The sequence below is a fragment of the Bacillus sp. FSL R7-0646 genome, from assembly GCF_037969865.1.
GTDB classification, from domain to species: domain Bacteria; phylum Bacillota; class Bacilli; order Bacillales; family Bacillaceae; genus Bacillus; species Bacillus licheniformis.
On the sequence record NZ_CP150217.1, the window covers coordinates 375,607 to 400,716 of the forward strand.

Genomic DNA, 25,110 nt, shown 5'->3' on the forward strand with positions numbered 1-25,110 from the left:
ACAAACATGAGCGCAATTCAGATTAGGCATGTCAGCCGGCATTTCGGAAACACCATCGCATTGGAAGACGTACAGCTTGAAGTCAAAGAAGGGGAGTTTTTCTCCCTCCTTGGTCCGAGCGGCTGCGGAAAGTCAACGCTCCTGAATATTATTGCCGGGTTCCTTGAACCGACGTCAGGTTTTGTATATATAGGAGGACGAGATGTAACTGATTTGCCGCCATACGACCGACATATCGGAATGGTTTTTCAGGATTATGCTTTATTCCCGCATCTCAGCGTTTTTGACAATGTTGCATACGGCTTGAAAGTCCGAAAATGGCCCCGCCGCAAGATTGAAGAACGGGTGATGGAATGCCTCGCTCTTGTCAGGCTTGAAGCGTTTGCTAATCGCATGCCCCATCAGCTGAGCGGGGGTCAGCAGCAGCGGGTGGCGATTGCCCGGGCATTGGCCGTTCAGCCGTCTGTGCTTTTGCTAGACGAGCCGCTGAGCAACCTGGATGCGAAACTTCGAAAAGAAATGCAGACGGAGCTGCGCAGCATCCAAAAGCGCGTCGGCATTACAACGATTTTAGTGACGCACGACCAGGAGGAGGCTTTAAGCTTATCGGACAGGATTGGAATTCTCGGATGCGGGAGGCTTCAGCAGCTCGGCACTCCGTTGGACGTGTACCGCACGCCTGCCAATCAATTTGTGGCCGAATTTATCGGACAGGTCAATTTACTGAAAGCGCGTGCGTCGAAGATACAGCCTTCATCGGGCGGCTATGGATACGAAACGGTCGATTTCGAAGTGTATGAAGGCGTTCCGCTGACATTTGAAATCAACCAGGAACTCTCAAAAAAAACTTCTGTATTGTTCATGGTGCGGCCTGAGAGGATCTCAGTCTCCTTCGAGAAGCAAAAGAACAGGCTGATTGAAATGCCTGCAACAATAACCGAAGTCAGTTACGCCGGGCATGCTCTCAGGCTGAAAGCCGCTGTTTTCAAAGGAGAATGGATCATTCAGGCGCCCGATCCTCAATTCCCTAGATTGCCGAAGGCGGGAGATCAAGTGTATCTTTCTTTGGAGCCGGGCGATTTTGTTCCGCTGGATGTTAAGGAGGATGCAGATGAGGGCTGTTGAACAAAAACGGTTTTATTGGTTTTTGCTAGTTCCTGTCCTTTTATTTCTCGGCGTTTTTCTTGTTTTGCCGCTTGTTCTGCTGCTGTTATTAAGTTTCAGAGACGTGGACGCTATGATGAATACGCTCGATACGTATAGTTTTTCTCAATATGTCGAGGTGTTCTCTTCAGACGTTTATTTGAAAACAATCGGTATAACGATTTGGACGGCGTTGAAGACCACTGTTTTATGCCTTGTGATGGCGTATCCGGCGGCATATTTACTCGTTAAGGCGCCAACCGGCAGGCTGCGGGCTTTGTTTTACATTTTGCTTGTTTCCCCTTTATTGACCAGTGTTGTCATTCGGACGTTTTCCTGGATTGTGCTGCTTTCGCAAAACGGGATCGTCAACGAGGCGCTTATCAGTATGAAGATGATTGAAAAGCCCCTGCCGCTTTTATGGAATATGAACGCAGTCATCATTGCATATGTCCAGGTTATGCTGCCGTTTGCAGTACTGCCGCTTGCCAGTTCTTTAAGCGAAGTGAAACCTGATCTTAAATTTGCTTCGATGAGCCTTGGAGCGGGCAGGCTGCGGACATTTTTTTTCGTTACCTTGCCGATGACGGTTCCGGGATTGCTGACAGGAGCAATGATCGTGTTTTCGCTTTCTGCCGGAAGCTATATTACGCCTCTTCTCGTCGGGGGAAGGATGCAGCCGCTCCTGCCGTTGTCCATCTATCAGCAGGTCATGCAAGTCTTTCATCTTCCTCTTGCAGCCGCAATGTCGATTACTTTATTAGCCGTTGTCAGCGTGGTTATTGGAATCCTTGGCATTTTCCAAAAGCGTTGGGAGGCGAGAATAAATGGGTAGGCGATTGCGACGTATGCGCAGGGGAAAATGGATTGATGCGTGTGTTTGGACAGCGGGTTTATTGGTATACTTCTTTTTGGCGCTGCCCGTCTTCGTGATCATACTGTCGGCATTCAGCCCGGACGAATATCCGAAGTTCCCGCCATCAGGCATCTCGCTGCGCTGGTTTGCCGGAGTTTTCAGCAGCAGCGGCTGGATGGAATCGATTTGGGTCAGCTTTATGCTGCTTCTCGTTGTAACGCCTCTTGCGGTGATCCTTGGAACAGTTGCAGCCTATGCATTGGCGCGGCTGAACTTTCCGGGAAAACAGGCGATTCAGGCTTTTGTTTTATCGCCGTTGATGATTCCCCAAATCGCATTAGGCGTATCATTTCTCTATTTATTGACAATGATTGGGGTAAACGGCACGTTTGCCGGGCTGGCCGCCGGGCATATGCTGATCAGCCTTCCGTATGTCGTTCGGACGGTCGGAGTCAGCATGGCAAACGTGGATCAGAAGCTTGAACTGGCATCCATGAATCTCGGCGCAGGTCCCTGGCATACCTTTTTTCATGTCATCTTGCCGCTTATTAAACCGGGAATCATTGCGGGAGCCGTTTTTGCCTCTGTAACGTCATTCGGAGAAATATCAATCAGTCTGTTTGTTTCTTCACCGGCTGTCACGCCTGTACCGGTTCGTACATTCAGCTATATTGACCAGACATTTGATCCGAGCGTTCATGCGATTTCGGTTATTTTTATCACGGTTTCAGTGATTGCGCTGATCATCATCGAACGGACGATCGGGCTCTCAAAAACCATGTAGCAGGCGAAACTCAGCCTGCTTTTTTGTATGGAGCATCGGAAGTATTTCAAGATACCGTTCAGAATGAGACAGTTCAGCAAATTTAACATTCTGCTTCAATGTTTTCGCAAGCCGGTTTGTCTTTTCTCGTCAGTTTAAACGGCCTGGTAAAAGAAACGTTTTAATTGAATGAACATTGTAAAAGGAAGCGCCGAAGCTTTAACAGACCTTCATGATTTATTTATGAAGTCCATGCTGTTTTTTTAATATTTTAATATACTCTTTATCTAAGATTTGGAATTTTTTGCGGATTTAAACGATTTTTTTCGTTTTCCCGCATATTTTTTTGTCGATTTCGGGATCGCGCATTAACATTCATGTACAACATTCGGTATCCCGCATGAAACTTTTCACCTATTTTTCGGTGAAAAAAACAAAATTTTCATTTAAAGTTAACTGTGAGCAGAAAATGAATTTATATCAAGAAAAGCAGATAAAGGCAAACCTGCGGAAACGCAGGGACGCAAAGCCATGGCCTAAGGTGCTGACGGTGCTACGGTTGACAGGTTGCCGAATAAACAGGGAGTTCGCCCGTTTTTATTCGGGCGGGCTCTTTTCTTTTTATTTCCAATATAATGTTTTATTGGAAACGACAAATCTGTGACAGCGTTTTTCGCTCATCGCAAAACCGCAACATTGCATTGCGGCTTGGCTGTTCGCATCGTCATACATAACAAGAGATAAAGGAGGAATAAAGAATGGGAAACACATTTTACCCGCTGACACATGCTCAAAGGCGAATTTGGTACACGGAAAAGTTCTATCCCGGTACAAGTGTTTCAAATTTGAGCGGCTTTGGAAAATTAAAATCTGCATCCGGAATCGATTCCGGGTTATTGACTGAAGCGATTCGCAAGTTTGTTCGTACGAATGACACGATGCGATTCAGGCTGATGTTTGAAGGAGAGGATGAGCCGAAGCAGTATATAGCGGAAGACGAACCTTTCCAAATTGAATATTTTGATGCTTCAGAAAGCGGAGGAGCAGACGGCGTTCTTAAATGGGGACAAGCTGAGGCGCGCCGGCCCCTGCCTTTGTATGACAGTCCGCTGTTTAAATTTGCCGTTGTTCGCATTAGTGAAGAAGAAAGCTGGTTTTTTGCAAAAGTTCATCATATCATTTCCGACGGCATTTCTATGACGATCCTAGGCAACCGGATTACAGATATTTATTTGAAGCTTGCCAAAGGGGAAACCGACCTTGAACCTGTACAGTCATCATTTACGGAACATATCCAGAGCGAATTGGAGTATGAAAATTCGAAGCGTTTCCAGAAGGATAAAGCATATTGGAACGCACAATATGAAGCGATTCCGGAGCCCGTATCGTTAAAAGCGAGCGATACGTATCAGATCCAATTGGATGCAGCCCGCTTTTCAAAAGAGATTTCCCCTGACCTGTATAAAAAAATTCAAACGTATTGTAATGAACACAACATCAGTGTACTCTCCCTGTTCCTATCCATTCTGCACATCTATATGCACCGGGTAACCGGACAAAAAGACGTCGTTCTCGGAACATTTATGGGTAACCGGACAAATGCAAAAGAAAAACAGATGCTCGGGATGTTTGTGTCGACGATTCCGATGAAAGCCTCCATTGAAGTACACCAAGACTTTAGTGCATTTGTGCAGGAAAGAATGAAGGACCAGCTGAAAATCATTCGGCATCAAAAGTATCCGTACAATCTGCTGATTAATGATTTGCGGGAAAGACAGCCGCATGTCAGCAAATTGTTCGCCGTCTCACTGGAATATCAGGTTATGCAATGGCAGCAAAAAGAAACGGTGTCGTTTCTTACCGAGCCGATTTTCAGCGGCAGTGAAGTAAACGATATTTCCATTCATGTGAAAGAGAGATGGGATACCGGGACGCTTGCGATTGATTTTGATTACAGGGAGGAGCTTTTTACTTCGGAAGAAATGGCCGTGTTATATGAACGGCTGATGACGCTGCTTGAAGATGCCCTGCTGTCTCCGCAAAAAACAATCGCTGAACTGGAGATTGTTCCCGCTTTTGAAAAAGAGCGGCTGTTAAAGCGTGCATCAAGCCAAACCATTGCATATGACAAGAACATGACCCTGCACGGTTTATTTGAACAAAAAGCAGCCGATCATCCCGAAAAAACAGCGGTTGTATATGAAGGACAAAAACTTTCGTACCGGGAGTTGAATGAACAATCGAGCCGCTTGGCAATGGCGCTTCGGAGAAGAGGCATCGGGCCTGATGCTCCGGCTGCGATAGTGATGGAGCGGTCAGAGCGGGTCATCACGGCGATGATGGGCGTTTTGAAAGCCGGCGGAGCTTATGTACCGATCGATCCTGGATTTCCGGAAGAAAGAATCCGTTTTATGCTGGAGGATTCAAAGGCGAAAGCGGTTATCACAGACAGCGGGCTGACTTTTGAAACGGCTGAAACGGTGCAGTTCAGCGAAGCGCTTTCTGAATCGCGGGAAAACGGCTATCCGTCTTCAGCGGCAGGCGCCGGGCACCTTGCATACATCATTTATACTTCCGGTACAACGGGCCGTCCAAAAGGCGTCATGATTGAACACAGGCAGGTCCACCACCTTGTCAGAGGACTTCAACAGGCCGTTGGTACATACGATCAGGATGATTTGAAACTGGCGCTTCTGGCTCCATTTCATTTTGATGCTTCCGTTCAGCAGATTTTTACGTCTCTATTGCTCGGGCAAACGTTGTACATCGTACCGAAAAAGACGGTTTCCGACGGACGCGCTTTATCGGATTATTACCGCCGGCATCAAATCGATGTGACAGACGGTACACCGGCACATTTGCAGCTTTTGGCTGCGGCTGATGATCTTTCAGGCGTCAAATTGAGGCATATGCTTGTTGGAGGAGAGGCTTTATCAAGGGTTGCGACGGAAAGGCTGCTTCAGTTATTTGCAGAAACAGCTGAATCCGTGCCTGCTGTTACGAATGTTTACGGACCGACGGAAACTTGTGTGGATGCCTCTTCTTTTACGATTACAAACCGCACAGATCTTCAATACGATACGGCCTATGTACCGATTGGCCGGCCGATAGGAAATAACCGTTTTTATATTTTGGATGAAAACGGCGCACTCCTTCCTGATGGCGTCGAAGGGGAATTGTATATTGCAGGAGACGGAGTCGGGCGAGGCTATTTGAACTTGCCTGACATGACCAGAGACAGGTTCTTGAAAGACCCGTTTGTATCCGGAGGTCTCATGTATCGAACAGGGGATACTGCACGTTGGCTTCCTGACGGTACAGTTGATTTTATCGGCCGAAGAGACGATCAAGTGAAAATCCGCGGCTTCCGGATCGAGCTTGGCGAGATAGAGTCGGTGCTGCAAGGAGCCCCTGCTGTCGAAAAAGCAGTTGTCCTCGCGCGGCATGAAACCGGCGGCAGCCTTGAGGTTTGCGCTTATGTCGTTCCGAAACAAGGCGGAAAGATTCACATTCAGGGACTGAGGGAGCACTTATCCAAACACCTGCCTGATTATATGATCCCTTCCTGCTTTGTCGAGCTTAATGAAATACCGCTGACGGCAAGCGGAAAAGTCGACCGGAAAGCGCTGCTTCGCCATGAGGTGTCTGTCAGCGGGACTGCAGAATATGCGGCGCCGAGAAATGAATGTGAAGAAAAAATGGTGGGTATATGGCAGGAAGTGCTCGGAGCTGAACAAGTCGGAATCCACGACCAGTTTTTTGATCTGGGCGGCCACTCTCTCAAAGCGATGACCATGCTGGCAAAAATTCATAAAGCTTTCGGAGTCGAAGTTCCGTTGCAAGTCCTATTTGAAAAGCCGACAGTAGCGGCGCTGAGCGGCTTTGTTTCTGAAGCCGAGAAAGACGGATTCGCGGTAATTGAACCGGCGCCGGAAAGTGACGATTATCCTCTTTCATTGGCGCAGCAGCGAATCTATATCGTCAGCCAGCTGGAGGGTGCCGGAGTCGGCTACAATATGCCGGCCGCGGCGATGCTTGAAGGCACTCTTGACTCTGGGCGCCTTGAAGCTGCTTTTCAAAAACTGATTGATAGGCATGAGGCGCTGCGTACTTCGTTTACAGTTGTGGATGGCGAGCCGAGGCAGACCGTTCATCAAAGGGTTCAGTTCAAGATTGAGAAGGTTAAGGCGGAAGGCAAGCCGATCGAACAAATCGCGAAATCATTTGTCCGCCGCTTTGATCTCGCCAAAGCTCCGCTGATGAGAGCGGGTCTCGTCAGCCTTGCAGACGGCAGACATCTGCTGTTGTTCGATATGCATCATCTCGTATCTGACGGCGTGTCGATTTCGATCATATTGAATGAACTGGCCGCGCTGTATAACGGGGAGGAATTGCCGGAGCTGCGTTTGCATTACAAAGATTATGCCTTCTGGCAAAGGGCGCAAGCACAAGAAGGCTTTCAAAAAGAAGAGGCCTATTGGGAAAGCATGTTTGCCGGCGAGCTTCCCGTACTGCAGCTGATGACGGACGAGCCGAGGCCGCCTGTTCAAAGCTTTGAAGGAGACAGGGTATCCGCAGTCCTGCCAAAAGACCTGAAAGAAAAATTAGCCGTGCTGGCAGAGCAAAACGGCGCGACATTGTACATGGTCATGCTGTCTGCGTACAACATGCTTCTTGCAAAGTACTCCGGGCAGGAAGATGTGATCGTCGGGACGCCGGCGGCCGGCCGCAGACATTCCGATCTGGAAGGAATCATCGGCATGTTTGTCAATACGCTGGCGATCCGTTCAAAAGTGGACCCGGGCAGAACGTTCGCAGACTTCCTGAATGATGTAAAGAAAACGGTAATCGATGCTTTTGAGCATCAGGATTATCCGTTTGAGCGGCTTGCGGAGAAGTTTGGCGCATCGCGCGATTTAAGCCGTCATCCCATCTTTGACACGATGTTTATTTTGCAGAATGCATGGGAAGACATTCCGCTGCTCGGCGATTTGCACCTCTCGATTTATGAAACGAACTTCAATATTGCAAAATTCGACTTGACGCTGCAGGCAAAAGAAGAGCAGGGAGAATTGATACTCGATTTGGATTACAGCACGAAGCTGTTTAAAAAAGATACGGCTGAAAGGATGCTGAAAGCATACTTGAACCTTCTGGAGGACATGGCGGCTGATCCGATGCTCAGGATCGGCGAGTACAGCCTTTTGACAGAAGAAGAAACGAATCGCCAGCTCGTCGCGTTCAACCCCGCGACAAGCGATTATCCGCGGGAGAAAACGATCGTTCAGCTATTCGAGGAACAGGCTGCAGAAAGAGGCGGTTATCCCGCCCTGCAATTTGAAGACAAAGTATGGTCATATGATGAGCTCAATCGGAAAGCGAACCAATTGGCAAGGCGCCTCCGCGAAAGTGGCGTGCAAGCCGGCACGACGGCGGCCATTCTTACGGCCAGGTCGGCTGAAATGGTCATCGGCATTCTCGCTGTGCTGAAAGCCGGCGGGGCTTATGTGCCGATCGATCCCGATCATCCGGAAAAGCGTGTGCAACATTTCTTCAAGGACAGCGGAGCGGCGGTTCTTTTAACGCAAAAGGCGATGAAGCCGCTCGCTGAGGCGGCGGAATTTGGCGGCGACATCCTATTTGTTGAGGATGAAAACCTTTATATGGGAGATGCGTCTGATTTGCGCCTTCCGATTTCTCCGGAAGCAATGGCAAATCTAACGTACACATCTGGAACGACAGGGACGCCGAAGGGCAATATGGTCTCTCACCGGAATATTTTGCGTACTGTAAAAAACGCGAATTACTTGGAAGTGATGGAATCCGATATCGTTCTTTCGATTTCAAATTATGTGTTCGACGCCTTTATGTTTGATGTGTTCGGTTCATTGCTGAACGGCGCCAAGCTGGTGATAGCTCCAAAAGACACGATTCTTGATATGAGCCGGCTCGCACATGTACTCGAAAAAGAAAAGATTACGATTTTAATGATCACGACCGCATTATTCAATCTGCTGACAGACATGCGGCCGGACAGTTTGAAGGGACTCCGCAGGGTTCTGTTCGGCGGCGAACGTGCATCTGTCGATCATGTCAGAAGAGCTCTGAAGACAGTTGGCAGAGGGCGGCTGCTTCATATGTACGGTCCGTCTGAGAGCACGGTCTTTACAACCTACCATCCAGTCAATGAAGTGCCGGACGATGCGCAGGCTATACCGATCGGAAAGCCTGTCAGCAATACGGAGGTTCTGATTCTTGATTCATTCAGCAATGTACAGCCGGCAGGGGTTGCGGGAGAATTATGCGTCGGCGGAGACGGCCTTGTCCGCGGCTATTTTAACCGCCCTGAACTGACGGCTGAAAAGTTTACGGCGCATCCGTTCAAAACCGGCGAAAAGATTTACCGGACGGGTGATATGGCGAGATGGCTTGCCGACGGATGCCTCGAATTTATCGGTCGGATTGATCATCAGGTCAAAATTCGCGGACAGAGAATCGAGCTGGGCGAAATCGAGCATCATCTCCTAACGCATGACATGGTTCAGGAAGCCGCTGTTCTTGCTGTTGACACCGGGGCGGGAGATCAAATGATCTGTGCATACTTTACGGCTGATCAGGAGCTTTCGAGCCAAGAGCTTCGCCGACATGCGGCAGAAGGTCTGCCAGGCTATATGATCCCGTCTGTGTTTATGCAGCTTGATGAGCTTCCGCTCACAGGCAATGGAAAGATCGACAGAAGGGCGCTGCCTGAACCGGATATCGCGCAGGCCGCGCAAAAGGAATATACGGCGCCAAGGAGCGGCACAGAAGCGCAGCTTGCCGATCTTTGGCAGGAGGTGCTCAATGTACCGAAAATCGGTGTGCATGACAATTTTTTTGAACTCGGCGGACACTCTTTACTCGGAATGACGCTCATCGCCCGCATCCAGCAAGAGATGAATGTTGACCTGCAGCTGAAAGACTTGTTCCAGGCGCCGACAATCGAAAGCCTGGCCCAGGCGGCGGCAAAATCTGAGAAAAAATCTGCCGTTTATATTGAAGCGGCGCCGGACCGGGAAACGTACCCCGTTTCGTCGGCGCAAAAACGGCTGTACGTTCTTCAGCAGATTGAAGGCGCTGAGAAAAGCTATAACATGCCGGCCGTTCTCCAACTTGAAGGAAAGCTTGACCTGAAGCGCCTGGAGTCTGCCGCGCAAATGCTGATCAAGCGCCATGAAGCGTTCTGCACGACGTTTGAAATCAGGAACGGCGAACCTGTTCAGCGGATTTGGGAAGCTGCGGAATTGACCATTGATGTCATCGATGCAGATGAACAAGAAGCGGAAAAGCTGATTAAAGAGTTCATCAGGCCGTTTGATTTAACAAAGGCTCCGTTATTTAGAATGAGCATCATACGTGTCACGGAAGAAAAACATCTTTTGCTTGTCGATATGCATCATATCATTTCAGACGGCGCTTCCGTCAGCGTGCTGATCGATGAGATGACAAGGCTTTATGCGGGAGAGGCGCTTGAACCGCTGAGGATTCAGTATAAAGACTATGCTGTATGGCAGCAGCACTTGCTCACTGAACGGCACAAAATGCAGGAGGAATACTGGCTCAAGGAGCTTGACGGCGAACTGCCTGTTTTGACGCTCCCGACAGACTATCCGCGTCCTTCTGTTCAAACGTTTGAAGGAAGCCGTATCAGCTTTTCTCTGAAACCGGAGCTTGTCCAGCAGCTCAGAAGACTGGCCAAGGAAACGGAAAGCACTTTATACATGGTGCTCGCTGCCTCATACAGTACGTTTTTATCGAAACTGAGCGGACAGAGCGAGGTCATTTTCGGCTCTCCGGCTGCCGGGCGGCCGCATGCAGATTTGAGCCGTATCATCGGCATGTTTGTCAATACGCTTGCGATAAGAACGCGTCCTGAAGGAGACAAGCCGTTTTCTGCATTCCTTGAGGAAGTAAAAGAAACGACGCTCGGCGCATTTGAGCATCAAGATTACCCGTTTGAAGAACTGATCGAGAAGCTGAACATCCAGCGCGACATGAGCCGAAACCCGTTATTTGATGCCGTCTTTTCAATGCAAAATGCCGATTTGAAAGACTTGTCAATGGAAGGAGTCACACTTAAACCGTATGATTTTGCCCATCAGACTGCGAAATTTGATCTGACGTTGACAGCGGCGGAAGAAGACGGACTTCTCGTTTTTGAAATGGAATACAATACAGCTCTCTTTAAGCGCGAATCGATCAAACGCTGGAGCGGGTACTGGGTCAACCTGCTCGAAGCGATTGCCGAAAACCCGGATGCAAGCCTTTCAGACCTTTCGCTTCTGGATGAAGCCGATAAACGGCGGATCTTGTACGAATGGAACGAAACAGTTCTCGACGTGCCGCAGAACAAAACAGTCCATGAGCTGTTCGAAGCGCAAGTCCTCCGCACGCCTGACCGCGGGGCAGCGGTGTACAACGGCGTGCAGTGGACGTACAAAGAGCTGAATGCGCGCGCCAACCGTCTGGCCCGGCTGCTGATCGAAAAAGGGGCCGGCCCTGAACAGCGGGTTGGGATCATGGTGAAGCCTTCGCTGGAAATGGCGGCCGGCGTGCTCGCGATTTTGAAAGCGGGAGCGGCCTATGTACCGATCGACCCCGGCTATCCGGCCGAGCGGATCGGATACGTACTGAAAGACAGCGGTGCAGAACTGCTTCTGACGCAAAGCGGATTAACGATGCCGGACGCATTTACCGGAGAAGTGATCGATTTGAATAGAGAAGCCTCCATTCTGGCCGGCGAGCTTTATCCCGAGGATGACATCAATCCAAGCGCAGAGGCTCAGTCTGACAACCTGGCATACTTGATTTACACATCGGGCACGACAGGCCAGCCGAAAGGCGTCATGGTCGAACATCAATCGCTCGTGAACTTGTGCTATTGGCATAACGATGCATTCACGGTCACCGAACAGGACAAAAGCGCGAAATATGCCGGCTTCGGCTTTGACGCTTCCGTCTGGGAGATGTTCCCGTTCTGGATCGCCGGAGCGGAGCTTCATATCATCGATGAAGCGATCCGGATGGACATTACGCGTTTGAATGAATATTTCGAAGAGAACGGGATTACGATCACGTTCCTGCCGACACAGCTGTGCGAACAGTTCATGGAGCTCGACAACCAGTCGCTGCGCGTGCTGCTTACTGGCGGAGACAAGCTGAAGCGGATCGAAAAACGGAACTACACGCTCGTCAACAACTATGGGCCGACGGAAAACACAGTCGTTGCGACGAGCACAGCAATCGATCCTGATGAAGGCATGCTTTCGATCGGAAAGCCGATTGCCAATACGCGGGCGTATGTGCTTGGACAAAACAACGAAGTTCAGCCTGTCGGCGTCGCTGGCGAGCTGTGCATCGCCGGCCGCGGGCTTGCGCGCGGCTATCTGAACAAGCCGGAGGAAACGGCGAAGCGTTTTACGGAAGACCCGTTTGTGCCGGGCGAGCGCATGTACCGGACAGGGGATGCGGTCAAATGGCTGGAAGACGGGCGGCTTGAGTACATCGGCCGGATCGACCAGCAGGTGAAAATCCGCGGCTTCCGGATCGAGCTTTCTGAAATTGAAGTCCAGCTCGCGCGGCTCTCTGAAGTTCAGGAAGCAGTCGTCACCGACATCGAAGACGCCTACGGCAACAAAGCGCTGTGCGGCTATGTCGTTGCGGACGAACAGCTTGATACAGAAAGCCTCGCCCGTAAGCTGGGGCAGACGCTTCCGGACTACATGGTACCGGCGTATTGGGTGCAGCTTGATGAGCTTCCGGTTACGGCGAACGGAAAAGTCGACCGAAGGGCGCTGCCTCAGCCTGACGTCGAAGCGCAGACAGCCGAATACAAAGCGCCGCGCACAGAAACGGAACAGCTGTTGGCGGACATTTGGCAGGATGTTCTCGGCATAGACCGAATCGGAGTCACGGACAATTTCTTCGCGCTCGGCGGGGACTCGATCAAAGGAATTCAAATGGCAAGCCGCCTTCAGCAGCACGGTTGGAAGCTGGAGATGAAGGACTTGTTTCAGCACCCGACGATCGGGGAGCTCAGTGCTTATGTTCAAGCGGCTGACGATCAGCCGATCGATCAGAACCCTGTCGAAGGCGAAGTCACACTGACGCCGATCCAGCGCTGGTTCTTTGAGCGCAAATTTACGAACGAGCATCATTGGAACCAATCAGTTATGCTTCACGCCCCTTCAGGGTTTGACCCGGAAGCGGCAGGCAAGGCTTTAACCAAGATGATCGAACACCATGATGCACTTCGCATGGTTTATCAGCGAAATGGAGACGGGATTGTTCAGTACAACAGAGGGCTGGAAGAAACAGCGGTTCGTCCTGAAGTCATCCGCTTCAATGAATCGGGTGCTGAACTTGAAGCTGCCGTGTTAAAGGAATCAAACCGGATTCAAAGCAGTATCAATTTAACCGAAGGCCCGCTTTTGAAAGCGGCGATCTTTGAGACGGATCAAGGCGATCATCTTCTCATCGTCATTCATCATCTCGTTGTGGACGGAATTTCATGGAGAATCCTCCTTGAGGATTTCGCCGCCGGGTACGCCCAAGCTGAAAAAGGGGAGCCGATCATTCTTCAAGAAAAGACGCACTCTTTTGCTGAATATGCGGCTCGCCTGAAAGAATACGCAAGGTCAAAAGCTTTCGCGAAAGAAATCGGCTATTGGCAGGAAGTCGAGAAGGCGGAGACGGCATCGCTCCCTAAAGATGATGAAGCAGAGGACAAACGGATGCACCATACGAAAACGGCTGAGTTTTCTCTCTCGAAAGAAGAAACAGAACAGTTGATGACAAAAGTTCATGAAGCATATAACACGGAAATGAACGACATTTTGCTTACGGCGTTGGGCTTGGCGCTGAAAGAGTGGACCGGGCAGGAAGACTTTATCATCTGCTTGGAGGGACACGGCCGGGAGGACATCATGGAAGGCTTGAATATTTCCCGGACGGTCGGCTGGTTTACAAGCCAGTTCCCGGCGCTGATTCAACTGCGCCATTCCGAAGATATCGGCTATCAAATCAAACAGATCAAAGAAGAGTTGCGCCACATTCCGAATAAAGGAATCGGCTATGGCATTTATCGCTATTTGACCGAAGAAGGCAAAAAGGCGCAGCCGATCAAGCATGATATCAGCTTTAACTATTTGGGCCAGTTTGCAGAGATGGCGGATTCGGGTCTGTTCACGAGATCAGCTTTGCCGTCCGGCGATCCGCTCAGCCCGGAAACGGAAAAACCGAATGCGCTAGACATCGTCGGCTATATCGAAAACGGCATTTTGACAATGTCAATTGCCTATCATTCACTCGAATACAAAGAAAGCACCGTCGCCGCTGTCGCGGAAAGCTTTAAAACTTATTTGCTGCAATTGATCGATCATTGCTTAGAGCGGGATGGAGGCGAACTCACCCCGAGCGATCTTGGAGATGACGAACTAACGCTTGAAGAATTAGATAAACTGATGGAAATTTTCTAACAAAAAAACGAGGTGCCTTATGGGGAAAGAAAAGATTCAAAAGGTGTATCCTTTGACACCGATGCAGGAAGGAATGCTGTACCACGCAATGCTTGATCCGGAATCTTCCTCTTACTTCACACAGCTGGAGCTTGTCATAGACGGGGAATTTGATTTGGGGATCTTTGAAAAAAGCGTGAATCAGCTCGTGCGTTCATACGATATTCTCAGAACGGTTTTTGTTCATCAGCAATTGCAAAAACCGCGCCAGGTTGTCCTGGCTGAACGGCAGGCAATAGTGGAATTTGAGGATCTTGCGGACTTGGATGAAGGAAGGCAAAAAACCCGCATTGACCAGTATAAACAAGATGTACAGGCGGCCGGGTTTAATTTGGCGAAAGACATGCTTTTTAAAACGGCGGTCTTTCGGCTTGACCGGAAAAAGCACCATCTCGTCTGGAGCAACCATCATATCGTGATGGACGGCTGGAGCATGGGGATATTGATGAAACGCCTTTTTCAAAACTATGAAGCGTTTCGAGCAAACCGGACGGTTACGCTTGATCAGGGAAAACCTTATGCGGACTATATTAAATGGCTCGGCCGGCAGGATAAGGATGAAGCGGCATCCTACTGGGAACACCGCCTTTCGGGTTTAGAAAGCCCAAGCGTCATTCCCGGCGGAAAAACGCAGCCGGATTCAGGATCGTACCGGAACGAGGAGTTCACGTTCGTTTGGGACAAAGACATGGTGGATGCTTTTCTAAAGACGGCAAACCGCTATCATGTCACAGCTCCCAACCTTTTTCAGGCGATTTGGGGAGCAGTGCTTGCCAAATATAACAGAACAGATGATGTGGTGTTCGGCACAGTGGTGTCCGGGCGCCCGTCGGAAATTGACGGAATCGAACATATGGCAGGGCTGTTCATCAACACGATCCCCGTCCGTTTAAAGATCGATAAAAACGCATCGTTTGCAGAGCTGTTTAAACAAGCACAGCAGCATGCAATTGACGCGGAACGGTACGACTATCTCCCGCTATATGAGATTCAGAAGCAATCGGCATTGGCCGGCCGCTTGATCAGCCACCTTGTCGCGTTTGAGAACTATCCGCTTGATAAAGAGCTTGAAAACGGAACGATCCATGAGCGGCTCGGCTTTTCCATCAAGGCTGCCGGAGCTTTTGAACAAACGAATTACGACTTTAACTTGATCGTTTATCCGGGAGCGGAGTGGACGATCAAATTGAAATACAACGGCGCGGCTTTTGACGCGGCTTTCATTGAGCAGGCCGCCGGACATTTAACGAGACTTGCAGAAGAGGCGATTGCAAATCCCGAATCAAAAGCAGGCAGCGCCGACATGTTATCAAAACAGGAGCAACAAACGCTGCTCGCTTTTAATCAAACGAAAACCGGTTATCCAAGAGAAAAGACGATTCCGGAGCTGTTTGAAGAACAGGTTGAAGCGTCTCCTGACAAAACGGCTGTTGCCGCTGACGGAAGAAGCCTGACTTACCGCAGGCTGAATGAGAAAGCCAATCAGCTCGCGAGAAGGCTGAAAGCAAGAGGCTTGATGCACGGAAATGCCGCCGCCATTATGATGGAGCGGTCGCTTGAAGCAGCCGTCAGCATGCTGGCGGTACTGAAAGCAGGAGGCGTGTACGTACCGATCGATCCCGGATATCCTGAAGAGCGGATTCGCTTCTTGCTCGAAGACAGCGGAGCAAAGATCGTCCTTACAAAAGACAGCCCGCAGATTTCGCTGGAAGGGTATGAGGTACTCGCCGCAAATGCGGTGGATGCAGAAAAAGAAGATGCCGCCAACCTTGTACATGCCAACAAACCCGGAGATCTTGCCTATTACATTTATACATCCGGATCGACGGGCAAGCCGAAGGGCGTGATGGTCGAACACCGCAATATCGTCCGCCTTGTCAAAAATGCGGGCTACATCCCGCTGAAGAGCGACGTGAAGATGGCGCAGACGGGGGCTGTCAGCTTTGACGCCAGTACATTTGAAGTGTTCGGCGCACTGCTAAACGGGGGAACCCTTTATCCCGTCCCGAAAGAGACGCTCCTTGATGGAAAGCGGTTCAGAGTGTTCCTGGAAGAGACCGGAATCACAACAATGTGGCTGACTTCGCCTCTTTTTAATCAGCTCGCCCAGCAGGATCCGGGAATGTTTGCAACCCTAAATGATCTGATTATCGGCGGAGATGCCCTTGTTCCTGGAATCGTCAACAGAGTTAAACGCGAATCGCCGGAACTCTCGCTTTGGAATGGATACGGACCTACTGAAAATACAACATTTTCGACGTGTTTTTTCATCGATCAAGCATATGAGAGAACGATCCCGATTGGAAAGCCGATCGGAAATTCAACCGCCTATATCGTTGATGAACACGGCGCGCTTCAGCCGATCGGCGTGCCCGGCGAGCTGTGTGTCGGCGGAGACGGGGTGGCCCGCGGCTACTTGAACCAGCCTGAGCTGACAGATGAAAAGTTTGTCGGCGATCCTTTTGCCGAAGGGAAGCGGATGTACCGCACGGGCGACTTGGCAAAATGGCTTCCCGACGGGAATATCGAATTTCTCGGGCGGATCGATCATCAAGTGAAGGTTCGCGGCTTCCGGATCGAATTAGGCGAGGTTGAAGCGGCTTTGGCCCGCCTTGAGGGAATTTCAGAAGCGGCTGCTGTCATTCGGGAAAACAATACCGGAGAAACCGAGATTTGCGCCTACTACACTGCAGTTGGCGCGAGGCCGGCCGCACAGCTGCGGACAGAGCTGTCCCGGTCGCTTCCGGAGTATATGATTCCGGCTCATTTGATCGAACTCGACAGCATGCCGCTGACAGCCAACGGAAAGGTTGACAAACGGCAGCTGCCGGCTCCTATCGCTGAAGAGACTGACAGATTCGAAGCGCCGAAAAATGAAACGGAGAAAATTCTGGCGGCAATCTGGGAAGAGATTCTCGGCATCAAGCAGCCGGGAATCGATGACAACTTCTTTTCCATCGGCGGACACTCGCTGAAGGCGATGATGCTGACAGCCAAAATACAAGAGCAGCTCCAAAAAGAAGTGCCGATCAAAGTATTGTTTGAAAAACCGACGATCAGAGAGCTGGCCGAATTTCTTCAAGGGGAAACGAAAGAGAAAACCGCTCCGATTGCGCCGGCGCCGTCCCGTGCGAATTATCCGGTGTCATCCGCCCAACGGCGCATGTACATCCTCAATCAGCTCGAAGAAGCAAGCACGAGCTACAATGTGCCGGCGGTTCTGCTTCTGGAAGGCGAATTGGATAAGGAGCGTCTGGAAGACGCGTTTCGGGCCTTGATCAGCCGCCATGAAACATTGCGGACATCGTTCGAATTAATCGATGGAGAAATCGTTCAAACCATCCATCAAGACGCAGTTTTTCACCTGACGGAATCAGTGGCGGATGAAGCGGAAGCCGAAGCGGCGATCAGAGGGTTTATCCGGCCGTTTCAGCTGAATAAGGCGCCGCTCGTCCGGGCGGAACTCGTAAAGCTTGAAGAAAAGCGCCATCTGCTGATGATCGATATGCACCACATTATTACGGACGGAAGCTCCACCGGCATATTGATTCGCGACTTGGCCAGCTTCTACCACGGTGAAGAGGCGCCTGCTCCTAAGCTCCACTATAAGGATTTCGCTGTGTGGCAAAACGGGCCGGAGCATCAGGAGAAATTGAAAGAACAGGAACAGTATTGGCTCGATATTTTCAAAGGCGAGCTGCCTGTTCTCGATCTGCCGTACGATTTTCCGCGGCCTTCAAAACGCAGCTTTGAAGGCGACCGTGTCGTCTTTGGAATCAATCGAAAACTGACGGCAGACGTTCAAAAGCTGCTTTCTGAAGCCGATGCGACACTTTATATGTTCCTGTTGGCCGCGTTTAATATTTTGCTGTCCAAGTATGCGTCTCAGGAAGATTTAATCGTCGGATCGCCTGTGGCCGGCAGAACCCATCCGGATCTGCACAACATTCCGGGCATGTTTGTCAATACGCTGGCGCTCCGGAATCGTCCCGAAGGGGAAAAAACGTTTAAGGAATTTTTGCAGGAAGTCAAAGAGACAAGTCTTCAGGGCTTTGCCAAGCAGGACTATCCGCTTGAAGAACTGATTGAAAAACTGCCATTGCCGCGGGATACAAGCCGGAATCCGCTGTTCAGCGTCTTTTTCAACATGCAGAACATGGAAATCCCGACGCTGAAACTCGGAGATTTGCAGATTTCGTCTTACTCGGTGCGCCATCGCACAGCGAAGTTTGATCTGTCGCTTGAGGCCGTGGAGCATGATGGGGAAATCGGTTTGAGCTTTGACTATGCCGTATCCTTATTTAAAGAAGAAACGATCAGGCGCTGGAGCGGCCACTTCTTAAATGTGATTAAAACAATCTGCGAAAATCCCGGCATTAAGCTCCGGGACATCGAACTGCTTTCAGACAAAGAGCGCGGACTTCTCCTGGAAGAAGTGAGGCGCAGCCGGGCAGAACGCCTAGAGGAGCGGCCGTTTCATGTACGGTTTGAAGAAAAGGCGGCCGAAATGCCTGATCAGCCGGCTGTTGTCTGCGGGGAAACAATCCTCACATACCGCGGGCTAGATGAAAGAGCAAATCAAATTGCAAATGTGCTGCGAAGTGAAGGCATCGGAAAAGACGACGTTGTCGGCATTATGCTGGATCGTTCTGCAGAGGTCGCCGCGGCAATTCTCGGCGTAATGAAATCAGGGGGCGCTTTTTTGCCGATTGATCCGGAAATGCCGACGAGCAGGATTCAATATATGCTGGAAGACAGCAAAGCCCGCTGGCTCTTAACAGAACATTCCCATCAAGCTGCTCTCGCAGATTGGTATAACGGGAGATTGATAGATGTGAGAAACGACACGCTGATGGCAAGCAAAAAACGACCGCATCTAATCCATGACGGGGCGAGTCTGGCGTACATCATCTATACATCCGGAACGACGGGTCAGCCGAAAGGCGTTCAGCTGGAACACCGCAATCTGGCAAACTATGTTTCCTGGTTTATCAGTGAGGCGCGCCTGTCAGCTTCGGATAAAACGATGCTTTTGTCTTCCTATGCGTTCGATCTCGGCTACACGAGCCTTTTCCCGGTGCTGCTCGCCGGAGGAGAGCTCCATATCGTCCGGAAAGAAACGTATACAGAACCGGAGACATTTATTCATTATATCGGTGAACAAGGGATCACATATATCAAGCTGACGCCGTCGCTGTTCCATACGGTCGTTCAGCCGCAAAGCTTCGCTTTGGCAAAGGGGCTTCAGTCATTGAGACTGATTGTACTAGGGGGAGAAAAAATCAATCCGAAAGATGTCGAACGGTTCCATTCCCGCTATCCGGACACCCGGTTCATCAATCATTACGGGCCGACGGAAACGACGATCGGTGCCATCGCTAAACCGGTCGAACCGGGCATGATCCGGCAATTCGCCGAGCGCCCGACGATTGGACGGCCGATTTCGGGCGCCGGAGCACTGGTATTGGACGCTTCCCGCCGGCTTGTTCCCGCGGGAGCGGCAGGCGAGCTGTATATTACGGGAAGCGGGCTTGCAAGAGGATATGTGAACAACCGGGAACTTACGGCTGCGAAGTTTATCGAAAATCCTTACACACCGGGCACATTCATGTACCGGACGGGGGATCTCGTCCGCCGTCTTCCGAATGGGGAGATTGAATTTTTAGGGCGGACGGATGATCAGGTGAAAATCCGCGGCTACAGAATCGAATTGAAAGAAATTGAAGAGGCCTTCATTGGACTTGAACATATAGAGAGAGCGGTCGTTCTTTCATTTACGGCTGACTCAGGGCTAGACGAACTGTGCGCTTATATTCAAGCGAAACGACAGCTGCCGGTTTCCGAAATGAGAGAGCGTCTTTCTGAGCGGCTTCCGTCGTACATGATCCCGTCATATTTCGTAACGGTGGATAAAATGCCGCTTGCGGCGAACGGAAAAGTGGACCGCAGCGCGCTGCCGGAGCCGCAAGGTCTAAGTGGTCAAAGCGATTCATATAGAGCGCCGTCAACCGAATTTGAAAAAGCCCTCTGCGGCATTTGGGAGGAGGTGCTTGGCGTTCGGCCGGTCGGACTTGACGACAATTTCTTCGATCTTGGCGGACATTCATTAAAAGGAATGATGCTGACAGCGGAAATCCAATCCAAGCTCGGAAAAAAAGTACCGTTAAAAACGTTGTTCGATTGTCCGACAGCCGGCTTGCTCGCCCGCAGTATCGAAGCCGATGGACAGGCAGAACAAAGCGGGATTCAGCCTGCCGAAAAACGCGACTGGTATCCCGTTTCATCCGCTCAGCAACGGATGTATGCCCTCCATCATATTGAAAAGAACGGAACGGGCTACAACATGCCGTCTGTTCTCATGCTGGAAGGCGTACTTGATACGGATCGCTTAAGACGGGCATTCGCAGACTTGGTGAACCGCCATGAATCATTGCGGACCGCATTCGTTGAAATCGATGGCCGCACCGTTCAAATTGTGCATGAAAAAGCGGACATTGACTTAAAGGTTATTCATATTCATGAAGAGGACGCAGAAGCACAGATCAACCGCTTTATCAGACCATTTGATCTCAGCACCGCTCCGCTGATCAGAGCCGAGCTGCTCTCCATCAGCTCTGCGCGCCATCTGCTTTTGATTGATACGCATCATATTATTGCGGACGGCGTTTCCAGAAGCCTTTTCGTCAAAGAAATTGCACAGCTTTATAAAGGCGCTTCGCTCCCTGAACCGAAGCTGCATTATAAAGATTATGCGGTGTGGCAGCAACAACCTGACCAGCAAGAAAACATTCGGAAACAGGAAGACTTCTGGCTCCGGCAGTTTAAGGAAACCGTTCCGGAACTCAGCCTTCCGCTCGACTTTCCGCGTCCTCCTGTCCAAAGCTTTGCCGGGGACCGGGTTCACTTTAAAGTATCAAAAGGCACCGCCCTTAAAATCCGCCGTTTGATGGCGAAAACGAACACGACGCTGAATATTGTAATGCTCGCCGTTTTTAATCTGTTTTTAAGCCGTCTTGCCGGCCAAAAGGATATTGTCGTCGGCTCAGCGGCAGCGGGCAGAACGAATGCTGATTTGAAAGACGTGCCGGGGATGTTCGTCAACTCGTTGGCGCTGAAAAACCATGTACCTGATCAAGCATCATTCAGCGGGTTTTTGGAAGAGGTGAAAAACAACAGCCTCGCAGCCCTCGACCATCAGGACTATCCGTTTGAAGAGCTGATTGCCAAGCTTGATTTGCCGCGCGATATGAGCCGGAATCCGCTGTTCAATGTCATGCTGACAACGGAAGATCCTGATAAAGAAACGCTCGATTTAGACGGTCTGATAATCAAGCCGTATGAGACTTCACATGCCGCTGCCAAGTTCGACCTGACACTGGGGGCTTTTGAAAAAGATGATGAAATCGGTCTTCAGTTCGAATATGCAACAGATTTATTTAAAAAACAAACGATTGAACGCTGGAGCGGATATTTGCTTAACCTGCTCGAAGCGATTGCCGAAAACCCGGATGCAAGCCTTTCAGACCTTTCGCTTCTGGATGAAGCCGATAAACGGCGGATCTTGTACGAATGGAACGAAACAGTTCTCGACGTGCCGCAGAACAAAACAGTCCATGAGCTGTTCGAAGCGCAAGTCCTCCGCACGCCTGACCGCGGGGCAGCGGTGTACAACGGCGTGCAGTGGACGTACAAAGAGCTGAATGCGCGCGCCAACCGTCTGGCCCGGCTGCTGATCGAAAAAGGGGCCGGTCCTGAGCAGCGGGTCGGAATCATGGTGAAGCCTTCGCTGGAAATGGCGGCCGGCGTACTTGCGATTTTGAAAGCGGGAGCGGCCTATGTACCGATCGATCCCGGCTATCCGGCCGAGCGGATCGGATACGTACTGAAAGACAGCGGTGCAGAACTGCTTCTGACGCAAACAAACTTAGCCGTACCTGAAGAATTCAGCGGTGAAACGCTTCTTCTCGATTCGATGCTGAGCGAAGAAATCACAAATGATGATGAAGTGAACCCGCAGGCAGGTACACAGCCAAACAACCTGGCATACTTGATTTACACATCGGGCACGACAGGCCAGCCGAAAGGCGTCATGGTCGAACATCAATCGCTCGTGAACTTGTGCTATTGGCATAACGATGCATTCACGGTCACCGAACAGGACAAAAGCGCGAAATATGCCGGCTTCGGCTTTGACGCTTCCGTCTGGGAGATGTTCCCGTACTGGATCGCCGGAGCGGAGCTTCATATCATCGATGAAGCGATCCGGATGGACATTACGCGTTTGAATGAATATTTCGAAGAGAACGGGATTACGATCACGTTCCTGCCGACACAGCTGTGCGAACAGTTCATGGAGCTCGACAACCAGTCGCTGCGCGTGCTGCTTACTGGCGGAGACAAGCTGAAGCGGATCGAAAAACGGAACTACACGCTCGTCAACAACTATGGGCCGACGGAAAACACAGTCGTTGCGACGAGCACAGCAATCGATCCTGATGAAGGCATGCTTTCGATCGGAAAGCCGATTGCCAATACGCGGGCGTATGTGCTTGGACAAAACAACGAAGTTCAGCCTGTCGGCGTCGCTGGCGAGCTGTGCATCGCCGGCCGCGGGCTTGCGCGCGGCTATCTGAACAAGCCGGAGGAAACGGCGAAGCGTTTTACGGAAGACCCGTTTGTGCCGGGCGAGCGCATGTACCGGACAGGGGATGCGGTCAAATGGCTGGAAGACGGGCGGCTTGAGTACATCGGCCGGATCGACCAGCAGGTGAAAATCCGCGGCTTCCGGATCGAGCTTTCTGAAATTGAAGTCCAGCTCGCGCGGCTCTCTGAAGTTCAGGAAGCAGTCGTCACCGACATCGAAGACGCCTACGGCAACAAAGCGCTGTGCGGCTATGTCGTTGCGGACGAACAGCTTGATACAGAAAGCCTCGCCCGTAAGCTGGGGCAGACGCTTCCGGACTACATGGTACCGGCGTATTGGGTGCAGCTTGATGAGCTTCCGGTTACGGCGAACGGAAAAGTCGACCGAAGGGCGCTGCCTCAGCCTGACGTCGAAGCGCAGACAGCTGAATACAAAGCGCCGCGCACAGAAACGGAACAGCTGTTGGCAGACATTTGGCAGGATGTTCTCGGCATAGACCGAATCGGAGTCACGGACAATTTCTTCGCGCTCGGCGGGGACTCGATCAAAGGAATTCAAATGGCAAGCCGGCTTCAGCAGCACGGGTGGAAGCTGGAGATGAAGGACTTGTTTCAGCACCCGACGATCGGGGAGCTCAGTTCTTATGTTCAAGCCGCTGACGCTAAACCGATCGATCAAGGCCCTGTCGAAGGCGAAGTCACACTGACGCCGATCCAGCGCTGGTTCTTCGAACGGAAATTTACGAACGAGCATCACTGGAATCAGTCGGTCATGCTTCACGCCCCTTCAGGGTTTGACCCGGAGCTCGTCGAACAGACATTGGCGGCATTGACAGAGCATCATGATGCACTTCGCATGGTGTATCAAAAGAATAACGGCCGCCTCATTCAATATAACCGCGGGCCGGATGACCGTTCGTTCGCCTTTCGAGTGGTTGACCTGCGATATGTCACCGACATTGAAACGGAAATAGCCGCTCAAGCAAACCGCCTTCAGGCAAGCCTTGATCTTGAAAACGGGCCGCTTGTAAAGGCTGAACAGTATCAGACTGCGGAAGGCGACCATTTGCTGATCGTCATTCACCATTTGGTGATCGACGGCGTGTCATGGCGGATTCTGCTGGAAGACTTTGCATCAGGCTATTCGCAGGCCGCACAGCAGCATGATGTTGTTTTCCCTGATAAAACCAATTCGTTTAAAGACTGGGCCGAAGCGCTTGAGGCTTATGCGCAAACCGAACGCTTCCTTAAAACGGCCGATTATTGGCGCAGACTTGAACAAGAGCGTATTTGTGAGCTGCCGAAAGATCGTGCTGCCGCAGAAAGAAAAGCGGAAAACACCTCTGCTGTTAAGTTTGAATTAAGCGAAGCGGAGACTCGTCTGCTGCTGACGAAAGTGCATGAGCCGTATGGAACGGATATCAACGATATCCTGCTTTCCGCTCTCAGCCTGACGATCAGGGAATGGACGAACGGCTCCAATATTTGCATCAATATGGAAGGCCACGGCAGGGAGGAAATCATTCCAGGGATGAACATTTCGAGAACGACGGGGTGGTTTACCGCACAATATCCAGTTGTTTTAAAAAGCCAAGCAGCGGCAGGGTTGCCTGAGACCATTAAAAACGTCAAAGAAACCCTCCGGCGCATTCCTGACAAAGGAATCGGCTACGGCATCCTTCGCTACTTAACAGACCGGAAAAAAGCCGGTGCAATTTTCTCGATCAAGCCTGACATCAGCTTTAACTACCTGGGACAGATCGACAGGGAGGTGCAGACCGGCTTCTTTGGGCCTTCTCCTTATGATATGGGAAGACAGGTCTCTGAAAGGTCTGAAGCACTCTATGCACTGAGCTTCAGCGGCATCATCAGCAAGGAAAAATTCATCTTGTCATGTTCATTCAATACAGAGGAATATGACAGGCAGACCATACAGGAGCTCATGGACAGATTCAAAGCTTTCCTGACAGCATTGATCGACCATTGTACAGCTAAAGAAGAACGCGAATTTACACCGAGTGATTTTTCTGCCGGCGATCTTGAGATGGAAGAAATGGGCGACCTGTTTGACGTTCTTGAAGAAAACTTGAAATAACCACCGAGGACTTGCCCGCTTGTCAAGCGGGCGAGCCTATGAAAGGGGGATACGA

Annotated in this window: 5 protein-coding genes and 1 riboswitch; all 5 genes read left to right on the forward strand. The window is 50.7% G+C overall.

Annotated features, from left to right (window positions below; genetic code table 11):
* Positions 1 to 6: 6 nt before the first annotated feature.
* The 5 genes from MKY62_RS02005 (at position 7) to licB (ending at position 25,055) form a co-directional block, all read left to right on the forward strand.
* The gene (locus MKY62_RS02005; protein WP_003178825.1) at positions 7 to 1,125 is read left to right on the forward strand and encodes an ABC transporter ATP-binding protein; all 1,119 of its coding nucleotides are present in this window, start codon (positions 7 to 9) and stop codon (positions 1,123 to 1,125) included.
* A complete protein-coding gene (locus tag MKY62_RS02010) occupies positions 1,112 to 1,978 on the forward strand; it encodes an ABC transporter permease (protein WP_003178827.1) in 867 nt (288 codons plus the stop codon). Before MKY62_RS02005 ends, MKY62_RS02010 begins: the two co-directional genes overlap by 14 nt.
* A complete protein-coding gene (locus MKY62_RS02015) occupies positions 1,971 to 2,783 on the forward strand; it encodes an ABC transporter permease (RefSeq protein WP_016886078.1) in 813 nt (270 codons plus the stop codon). The genes MKY62_RS02010 and MKY62_RS02015 overlap by 8 nt, the downstream gene beginning before the upstream one ends.
* Positions 2,784 to 3,250: 467 nt before the next feature.
* Positions 3,251 to 3,337: riboswitch (cyclic di-GMP riboswitch) on the forward strand.
* Between the two features lie 183 nt (positions 3,338 to 3,520).
* Positions 3,521 to 14,278, forward strand: a complete 10,758-nt coding sequence (licA, locus tag MKY62_RS02020; protein ID WP_339613900.1) for a lichenysin non-ribosomal peptide synthetase LicA — start codon at positions 3,521 to 3,523, stop codon at positions 14,276 to 14,278.
* Between the two features lie 19 nt (positions 14,279 to 14,297).
* Positions 14,298 to 25,055, forward strand: coding sequence for a lichenysin non-ribosomal peptide synthetase LicB (licB, locus tag MKY62_RS02025; RefSeq protein ID WP_339613901.1), 10,758 nt, complete (start codon positions 14,298 to 14,300; stop codon positions 25,053 to 25,055).
* Positions 25,056 to 25,110 lie beyond the last annotated feature (55 nt).

Bases quoted from the DNA above. Each gene is read 5' to 3' on its own strand.
- MKY62_RS02005 (WP_003178825.1), top strand. From the start codon at position 7: ATGAGCGCAATTCAGATTAGGCATGTCAGCCGGCATTTCGGAAACACC.
- MKY62_RS02010 (WP_003178827.1), top strand. From the start codon at position 1,112: ATGAGGGCTGTTGAACAAAAACGGTTTTATTGGTTTTTGCTAGTTCCT.
- MKY62_RS02015 (WP_016886078.1), top strand. From the start codon at position 1,971: ATGGGTAGGCGATTGCGACGTATGCGCAGGGGAAAATGGATTGATGCG.
- licA (WP_339613900.1), top strand. From the start codon at position 3,521: ATGGGAAACACATTTTACCCGCTGACACATGCTCAAAGGCGAATTTGG.
- licB (WP_339613901.1), top strand. From the start codon at position 14,298: ATGGGGAAAGAAAAGATTCAAAAGGTGTATCCTTTGACACCGATGCAG.